Origin of the sequence: Steroidobacter sp., assembly GCF_016790065.1 — a bacterium.
Lineage (GTDB): Bacteria > Pseudomonadota > Gammaproteobacteria > Steroidobacterales > Steroidobacteraceae > Steroidobacter.
Map to the genome: position 1 here is coordinate 1 of NZ_JAEUPY010000438.1, position 7840 is coordinate 7840.

Sequence of the window (7840 nt, forward strand, 5' to 3'; positions counted from 1 at the left end):
GCGGCCGGCCGTCGCATCGTCGGAGCGAAAATCGGTCTCACGTCACAGGCCGTGCAAAAACAGCTCGGCGTCGATCAGCCCGACTTCGGCATGTTGTTCGACGACATGGAATTCGGCGACGACGCGCCCATTCCCATTTCGCGGTTGATCCAGCCCAAAGTCGAGGCTGAGATTGCCTTCGTGCTGGAAAAAGACTTGGACTCGGAGCGTCCGACGCTTGCGCAAGTGACCACTGCCATTGCTTATGCGTTACCGGCCATCGAGATCGTCGACAGCCGCGTGCGCGATTGGAAGATTTCGTTGTTCGACACCATCGCGGACAACGCCTCGTCGGGCTTGTATGTGTTGGGCGGCACGCCGCGAAAGATCGATGCCATCGATTTGAAACTCTGCGGTGTGAGATTGGAAAATCGCGGCGAGCCCGTGTCGACGGGTTGTGGCGCAGCGTGTTTGGGCAATCCGCTAAACGCGGTTGTGTGGCTGGCGGGCACGATGGCGCGACTCGGTCAGCCATTGCGTGCTGGCACGACGATTCTGTCAGGTGCGCTCGGCCCCATGGTGCCGGTGAAGGCGGGCGAGGTGTACGAAGCTCGCATCAGCGGTTTGGGTCGCGTCGCCGCTGCGTTCACCCAGGAGTGATCCTATGAGCAAGGCAAAAGTCGCCATCATCGGTTCGGGAAATATCGGCACCGACTTGATGATCAAAGTGATGCGCACCTCGCGTCATCTGGAAATGGCAGCGTTGGTGGGCGTCGATCCGAGCTCCGAAGGCTTGGCTCGTGCGCGGCGCCTCGGTGTGTTTGCTACCGACAAAGGTCTCGAAGGCCTGCGCAGCGAATCCGTTTATCAAGACATCGATATCGTGCTCGATGCGACGTCCGCCAAGGCGCACGAACATCACGCAGCCATTCTGAAGCAGGACGGCAAGCGCGCCATCGATCTCACGCCAGCGGCCATCGGGCCCTATGTGGTGCCGAGTGTGAATTTGGATGAGCACCTGCAAGCTCACAACGTGAACATGGTGACCTGCGGCGGGCAGGCGACGATTCCCATCGTGGCTGCCGTTCGTAAAGTTGCGACTGTGCCGTATGCGGAGATCGTTGCGTCGATTGCGTCGAAGTCCGCTGGCCCGGGCACGCGCGCCAACATCGATGAGTTCACTGTGACGACGTCGCGTGCCATCGAAGGCGTCGGCGGCGCGGGACTGGGTAAGGCCATCATCGTGCTGAATCCGGCTGAGCCACCATTGATCATGCGCGATACGGTTTATTGCTTGGCTCAAACTGAAGACGACCGAGCGATTACTGCATCGGTGACGGCGATGGTCGCGGCCGTGAATCGTTACGTGCCAGGCTATCGGCTCAAGCAAGCCGTGCAGTTCGAGCGGCTCACGGAGAAAGATGGTGTTCGCCTACGCAAGGGCGACGCGCCGCTGACTGGCTTGAAGGTGGCGGTGTACTTGGAAGTCGAAGGCGCCGCGCACTACTTGCCGGCGTATGCGGGCAATCTCGACATCATGACGTCGGCGGCGCTGACAACCGCTGACCGTATCGTCGAGACTCAGCTGCAGAGGGCCGCGTGATGACGCAGCTTTATATTCAAGACGTCACGTTGCGCGATGGCATGCATGCCATTCGGCATCAGTACGGGATCGATCACGTCATCGCCATTGCTCGTGCGTTGGATGCCGCCAAGGTTGCGGCCATCGAAGTCGCGCACGGCGACGGCCTGGCCGGGTCGAGCTTCAACTACGGCTTTGGTCGTCACACCGACCTGGAATGGATCGAGGCGGTGGCGGCGAATGTCACGCATGCCAAGCTGACCACGCTGCTATTGCCGGGCATCGGCACCATCGAGGATCTGCATGCGGCCGCGAAGGTGGGCGTGCGATCGGTGCGTGTCGCGACTCATTGCACCGAGGCGGATATTTCCCGTCAGCACATCGAAGAAGCCCGGAACATGGGTTTGGATGTGTGCGGCTTCTTGATGATGTCCCACATGAGTTCGCCGGAGCAGTTGGCCACGCAGGCCAAGCTGATGGAAAGCTACGGCGCTCATTGCGTTTACGTGGTGGATTCGGGTGGCGCGCTCACGATGCGTGCCACCGAGCAGCGCGTGCGAGCTTTGCGTCACGCGTTGCAGCCGAGTACGCAGATCGGCATTCATGCGCATCACAACTTGTCGTTGGGCGTGGCGAACTCGATTGTTGCTGTCGAGAACGGCGTGACGCGAGTCGATGCGTCGCTCGCCGGCATGGGCGCGGGTGCGGGTAATGCGCCGTTGGAAGTGTTCATCGCTGCTGCCGATCGCATGGGTTTCGAGCACGGCTGCGATTTGTTCAAGCTGATGGACGCCGCTGAAGAGTTGGTGCGTCCGCTGCAGGATCGTCCGGTGCGGGTGGATCGTGAGACGCTGTCGCTCGGCTATGCCGGTGTTTATTCCAGCTTCTTGCGGCATGCCGAGAAAGCTTCGCGCGACTATGGCGTCGATGTGCGTGAGATTCTGATGGAGCTGGGTCGTCGACGCATGGTCGGCGGGCAGGAAGATATGATCGTCGACGTGGCGCTGGATCTGAAGGCGCGCTTGCAATCCAAAGAGGCCGCGGCATGAGCGCCGATATCACCCGTTTAGCCACGCTGCTCGATGACGCAGCTCGGCATGCCACGGCGGTGGCGCAGATTTCCGCGACTGAAACGCTGACGTTGGCGCAGGCTTACGAGATTCAGAAGCTCAGCATCGATAAGCGGCTGGCGCGCGGCGAACGTCGCGTCGGCATGAAGATGGGCTTCACCAGTCGCGCCAAGATGGAACAGATGGGCGTGTCCGATCTGATCTGGGGTCGCTTGACGCATGCCATGCTCGCCGAGGACGGCGGGTCGATCAGCAAAAAACGTTTCGTGCATCCGCGCTGTGAGCCGGAAGTGGCGTTTCTGTTGAAGAAGCCGCTGTCCGGTATCGTGACGCCGTTGCAGGCGCTGAATGCGGTTGAGGCGGTGGCGCCGGCGCTGGAGATCATCGATTCGCGTTATCAGAACTTCAAGTTCTCGCTGACCGATGTGGTGGCGGATAACAGCTCGTCGTCGGCGCTCACCATCGGGCCGTGGAATTCACCGCATCAGGCTTTGGATAATCTGGGCATGATGGTGACCGTGAACGGCCGGGCGCAGTCCTTCGGTTCGACGGCGGCGATTCTGGGCGATCCGTTGCGGTCGCTGGTGTCGGCGGCGCGCTTGGTGGCTGAGAGCGGTGAAGTTTTGGAAGCGGGCCACATCGTGATGGCCGGCGGTGCCACCGCGGCGTTCGAGTTGCAGGTGGGTATGTTCGTGCAGTTGGAAGTCGAGCGGCTCGGACGGACGTCGTTTAGCGTCCTCGAATAATTTATTCGGTTAAAGACCATGCCCATCATTCAAGTCAACATCCTGGCGGGTCGCTCGCCCGAGCTCAAAGCGGAGCTGGCGGCCAAGATCACTGAGGTGGTCAGTCAGACTTTGCAGGCCAAGCCTGAGACCATTCGCGTGCTGTTACAGGAGTATGCGGATGGCGAGTGGTTCGTTGCCGGCAAGGCCATGCCGGTCGTGAAGCCGCCTGGGTCATGAGTTCGGTCGCTGACCTCGATGGTTTGATTCGCACTGCCGGGTGGGCGTTGTCCCGCCATGGTTTGTTACATGCCTACGGTCACTGCTCCGTGCGCACGTCGGCGACCACGTTTCGTGTTTCGCCTTCGAAGCCGCTCGGGTTGGTGACGGAGAGCGATGCTTGTCATGAAGTGTCGCTCGATGGGCCGTTGCCCGAGGGCGTGCTTGGGGAAGTGCGGGCTCATCGTGAGATCTATCGGCTGCGGCCGGAGGTCAATGGCATCGTTCGTTGTATGCCTCCCAAGGTGATGAGCCTCGGCGCTCTGCGCCGCGTGCCCCGGCCCCGGCATGGGTTTGGGAGTTATTTCTATCCGTCGCCTGTGTTGTGGGATGACCCTCAGCTTTTGCGCGATGACGAACAAGCACGGCGGTTCGCTGTGGCGATCGGGCAGTCGCGTGCCATTCTGATGCGCGGGAATGGTGCGGTGATTGTTGGCGAGTCGCTCGAGGCGGCGGTGGTGCTTGCTTGGTATTTGGAAGATGCCGCTCGCGTTGAACTCGACGCTCTCTCCGCCGGCCTGGCTGACGAAGGCCTGCTTACCGAGTCCGACGCGAAGCTTCGCGCTACTTGGTCTGGTCGAATCCTAGAGCGGATGTGGGACTTCCTGACCGCAGACAAGAAATAGAGGCTTCTCGGAGTGCTACTTGCCGGGGACGAAGGCTGTACCGGGTAGGTCCTCCCGGCACCGCGCACCCGCCGCGCCACGCAGACGCGTGCCGCTTTGCTTGTACATCCCTGTAGCGCTGCTACGAAAGGTCCGTGCTTTTCGAAGCTGCCGGGAGGACCTACCCGGCACAGCCTTCGTCGCTGGCGTTTCATTGTCACCGCTACTTTGCAGTCCCCTCGGAGCGGAAGGCGCTATCCATCTCTGCTCCGGGGCGGCGTAGCGGCCGCTAGACCTCCCGGCTCCGTTTTCTTCCTTGCAAAACCTCCTATCCGGACTAGGATCGGAGCTCCAACCAAAAACAAGGGCCGGCCATGCTCCACCTGCTCGCGCTGTCGATCGGAATCGTGGCTGGGTTGCGGGCGATGACAGCCCCGGCGGCGATAGCATTCGCCGCTCACTATGGAAAGCTGGATCTAAACGGCACCTTCCTGGCCTTCCTGGGCTACAAGTGGACGCCCTGGATCCTCCTTGTCTTGGCAATAGGCGAGCTGATCACCGATCAGCTGCCGACAACCCCAAGTCGTAAAGTCCCAGTCCAATTCGGCACTCGCATTCTGATGGGTGCAGTCACCGGCGGAGCCATCGGTACCGCAGCGGGTAACTTATGGATCGGTGCCATCACCGGCGTCGTCGGCGCGATCATCGGCACGCTAGGAGGCGCAGCGGTGAGAGGAAAGCTGGCGGCGGCATTTGGCAAAGACCCACCGGCAGCGTTCATTGAGGATGCAGTGGCGATTGCAGCCGCAGTCCTGATCGTACTGGCATTGCCATGACCCAAAACTTCGACGCCATCGTCATCGGGGCGGGCCAGGCGGGGCCGTCGATGGCGGGTCGCCTGACGCAGGCGGGGATGAAGGTGGCGTTGATAGAGCGGAAGTTCTTCGGCGGCACATGTGTAAACACCGGCTGCATGCCGACCAAGACGATGGTCGCGAGCGCATATGCTGCGCATCTTGCGAGAAGGTCATCCGAGTACGGTGTTGTTACGAGCGGCACTGTCGGCGTAGACATGAAGAGAGTGCAGGCACGCGCGGCGACGGTGACGTTGAACGCTCGTAACAACACGGAAAGCTGGCTGCGTAACATGGCCGGTTGCACAGTGTTCGACGGGCATGCCCGCTTCGAATCGGCGAACACAGTGAGAGTCGGCGAGCAGCTGTTAACCGCCAAACAAATATTCATCAACGTCGGCGGCCGAGCGAATGTCCCGAATATGCCGGGCGTGAACATCGTGCCGTTCCTGACCAACACGACGATTCTGCAAATCGACTTCGTGCCGGAGCACCTGGTCGTGGTGGGTGGCAGTTACATCGGCCTCGAGTTCGCGCAGATGTTCCGGCGCTTTGGGGCGCAAGTGACGATCGTCGAGCAAGGTCAGCGGCTGATCAGTCGCGAAGACGAGGACGTGTCGACCGCGATAGCGGAGATCCTAAAGAACGAAGGCATCGCATTACGGGCTCACGCTGAGTGCATCAGCTTGTCGCCGCATGCGGAAGGCGTCGAGGTTCATGTGAGCTGCAAGCAGGGCGAGCCGACAGTGATTGGCAGTCACGTGCTATTGGCGGTGGGGCGCGTGCCGAACACACAAGATCTCGCCCTCGATCGTGCGGGAATTGAGGTCGATGAGCGTGGCTACATCAAAGTCGACGATCATCTCCAAACCAATGTGGCGGGTGTGTACGCGCTCGGTGATTGCAATGGCCGAGGCGCGTTCACTCACACGGCCTACAACGATTTCGAGATCGTCGCGGCGAATTTGCTCGACGGTGAGGATCGTCGCGTCAGTCAGCGAATCCCGGCGTACGCGTTGTATATCGATCCACCGCTGGGTCGCGTTGGCATGACGGAAACACAAGCTCGCGCCAGCGGCAGGAAACTGCTCATCGGCACGCGCCCCATGACCAAAGTGGGCCGAGCCATCGAGAAGGGCGAAACCCAAGGGTTCATGAAAGTGATCGCGGACGCGCAGTCCAAACGCATCCTCGGTGCGTCGATTCTGGGCGTCGGTGGGGACGAGGCAATCCACGGCGTCATCGATATCATGAATGCCGATGTGGCCTACATGAAGCTGCAAACGGCAGTGCCCATCCACCCGACCGTGTCCGAGCTGATTCCCACCGTGCTCGGTGACATGCAGCCGGCAAAATAGCCGCCACCAGGCCAACGCAAACCTGTCGAAATTGCACGGCAGGCGGCTGAGCGACGCCAACGGGTCATAAGTTCGGGCAGGGGGTGTCCGGCGCGCACCAACGGCGTCGCCTATGGCATCCCCTGACGACTGGGGGCCTGTGCTTCAATGGCCGACAGTGTCAAATGCCCGGAGCTGCATCCTCATGCGAACGTTGCGCCATTCCGTGGCGGCCCTGTTGTTGGCCGCGCTTACCCTCAACGCTGGGTCGGGCCAGGCGGCCTCGCAGGATTCGTTGCAGCCGCTGCTCAATGCCGGGGACAAGAATCTGGAATTCGACTGGCCGATGCTGAAGATCGGCACCGGCGAATATGCCGAAGGCCCGACCGGCGTCACTGTGTTCCGATTTGCGCGTCGTGTGCTCGGTGCGGTCGACGTTCGTGGCGGTGGGCCGGGCACCGTCAACACCGATTACTTGCGACTCGGTTATTCGTTGCCCGAAGTGGACACCGTGGTGTTCTCCGGCGGTTCTTGGTATGGCCTCGAATCGACTACTGCAGCGGCGACGGCGTTGAAAGACGACGGTGAGCGCGGCGGCCATTGGGACAATATTTCTTTGTCGGTGGGCGCCATCATTTATGACTTCGGCGACCGTCGCTTGAATGAAATCTATCCCGACAAGCGTCTGGCGCAGAGCGCGTTGCGTGCCGTACGGCCGGGGGTGTTTCCGCTCGGTGCGCAGGGTGCGGGTCGCAATGCTCGCACCGGTCAGTTCTTCGGTTGTAACGTGCACTCGGGCCAGGGCGGTGCGTTCAAGCAAGTGGGCCCGGTGAAGATCGCGGCGTTCACGGTGGTGAATGCATTCGGCGTGGTGACGGATCGCGACGGCAAAGTGGTCGCGTGTAATCCGGGTGAGAACTGGCCGAAACCGTTGCGGCCCACCGATCTGCTCGCCGGCATGCCCGACAGTCGCAAGCCGGGTTGGCAACCGCCCAAAGAAGCGGCACGTAACACCACCATCAGCTTGATCGTCGTGAATCAAACCTTGGAGCCGGCGTTGCTACAACGGATCGCCGTGCAGGTTCACACCTCGATGGCGCGCGGCCTGCAGCCGTTCGCAACTGAATACGACGGTGACGTGCTCTACGCCATCTCTACCGGCGAAGTGGATGACAAGACCCCGGGTGCGCTGACTTCGGTGGATCTAGGTGTGATCGCGTCTGAGGTGATGTGGGATGCGATCTTGTCGTCGGTGCCGGAACAGCCCAAGCCGTTTCAACCCAACAAGCGCTTCAAGGGGGCCGCGGCGGATCTGGAGAAGTACGCCGGCGACTACAAGTTCAGCGATCTGGTCAGCGTAAAAGTCACCACCGAAGGCGGCAAGCTCGTTGCGCAAGCCACGGGTGCGC

Annotated in this window: 9 protein-coding genes; all 9 read left to right on the forward strand. The window is 61.2% G+C overall.

The window, feature by feature from the left end; genetic code table 11:
- The coding region (locus JNL55_RS18295) for a 2-keto-4-pentenoate hydratase (protein WP_293856775.1) at nucleotides 1-639 on the forward strand (639 nt) is incomplete at its 5' end.
- Nucleotides 640-643: 4 nt separating this feature from the next.
- Complete coding sequence (locus JNL55_RS18300; RefSeq protein ID WP_293856778.1) at nucleotides 644-1582, forward strand: acetaldehyde dehydrogenase (acetylating); 939 nt, start codon at nucleotides 644-646, stop codon at nucleotides 1580-1582.
- Nucleotides 1582-2610 carry a 4-hydroxy-2-oxovalerate aldolase gene (gene dmpG / locus JNL55_RS18305; protein WP_293856781.1) on the forward strand — a complete coding sequence of 343 codons (1029 nt, stop codon included), beginning with the start codon at nucleotides 1582-1584 and terminating at the stop codon, nucleotides 2608-2610. The genes JNL55_RS18300 and dmpG overlap by 1 nt, the downstream gene beginning before the upstream one ends.
- Nucleotides 2607-3377, forward strand: coding sequence for a 2-keto-4-pentenoate hydratase (locus tag JNL55_RS18310; protein ID WP_293856784.1), 771 nt, complete (start codon nucleotides 2607-2609; stop codon nucleotides 3375-3377). Before dmpG ends, JNL55_RS18310 begins: the two co-directional genes overlap by 4 nt.
- Nucleotides 3378-3395: 18 nt before the next feature.
- Nucleotides 3396-3596 carry a tautomerase family protein gene (locus tag JNL55_RS18315; protein WP_161813395.1) on the forward strand — a complete coding sequence of 67 codons (201 nt, stop codon included), beginning with the start codon at nucleotides 3396-3398 and terminating at the stop codon, nucleotides 3594-3596.
- Entirely contained in the window at nucleotides 3593-4261 is a 669-nt protein-coding gene (locus JNL55_RS18320; RefSeq protein ID WP_293856792.1) for a class II aldolase/adducin family protein, read from the forward strand. Before JNL55_RS18315 ends, JNL55_RS18320 begins: the two co-directional genes overlap by 4 nt.
- A gap of 353 nt (nucleotides 4262-4614) precedes the next feature.
- Entirely contained in the window at nucleotides 4615-5076 is a 462-nt protein-coding gene (locus JNL55_RS18325) for a DUF4126 family protein (RefSeq protein WP_293856795.1), read from the forward strand.
- Nucleotides 5073-6452: an FAD-containing oxidoreductase gene (locus tag JNL55_RS18330; RefSeq protein ID WP_293856798.1), complete on the forward strand. Its 1380-nt coding sequence runs from the start codon at nucleotides 5073-5075 to the stop codon at nucleotides 6450-6452. The genes JNL55_RS18325 and JNL55_RS18330 overlap by 4 nt, the downstream gene beginning before the upstream one ends.
- Nucleotides 6453-6636: 184 nt before the next feature.
- The coding region (locus tag JNL55_RS18335) for a P1 family peptidase (protein ID WP_293856801.1) at nucleotides 6637-7840 on the forward strand (1204 nt) is incomplete at its 3' end.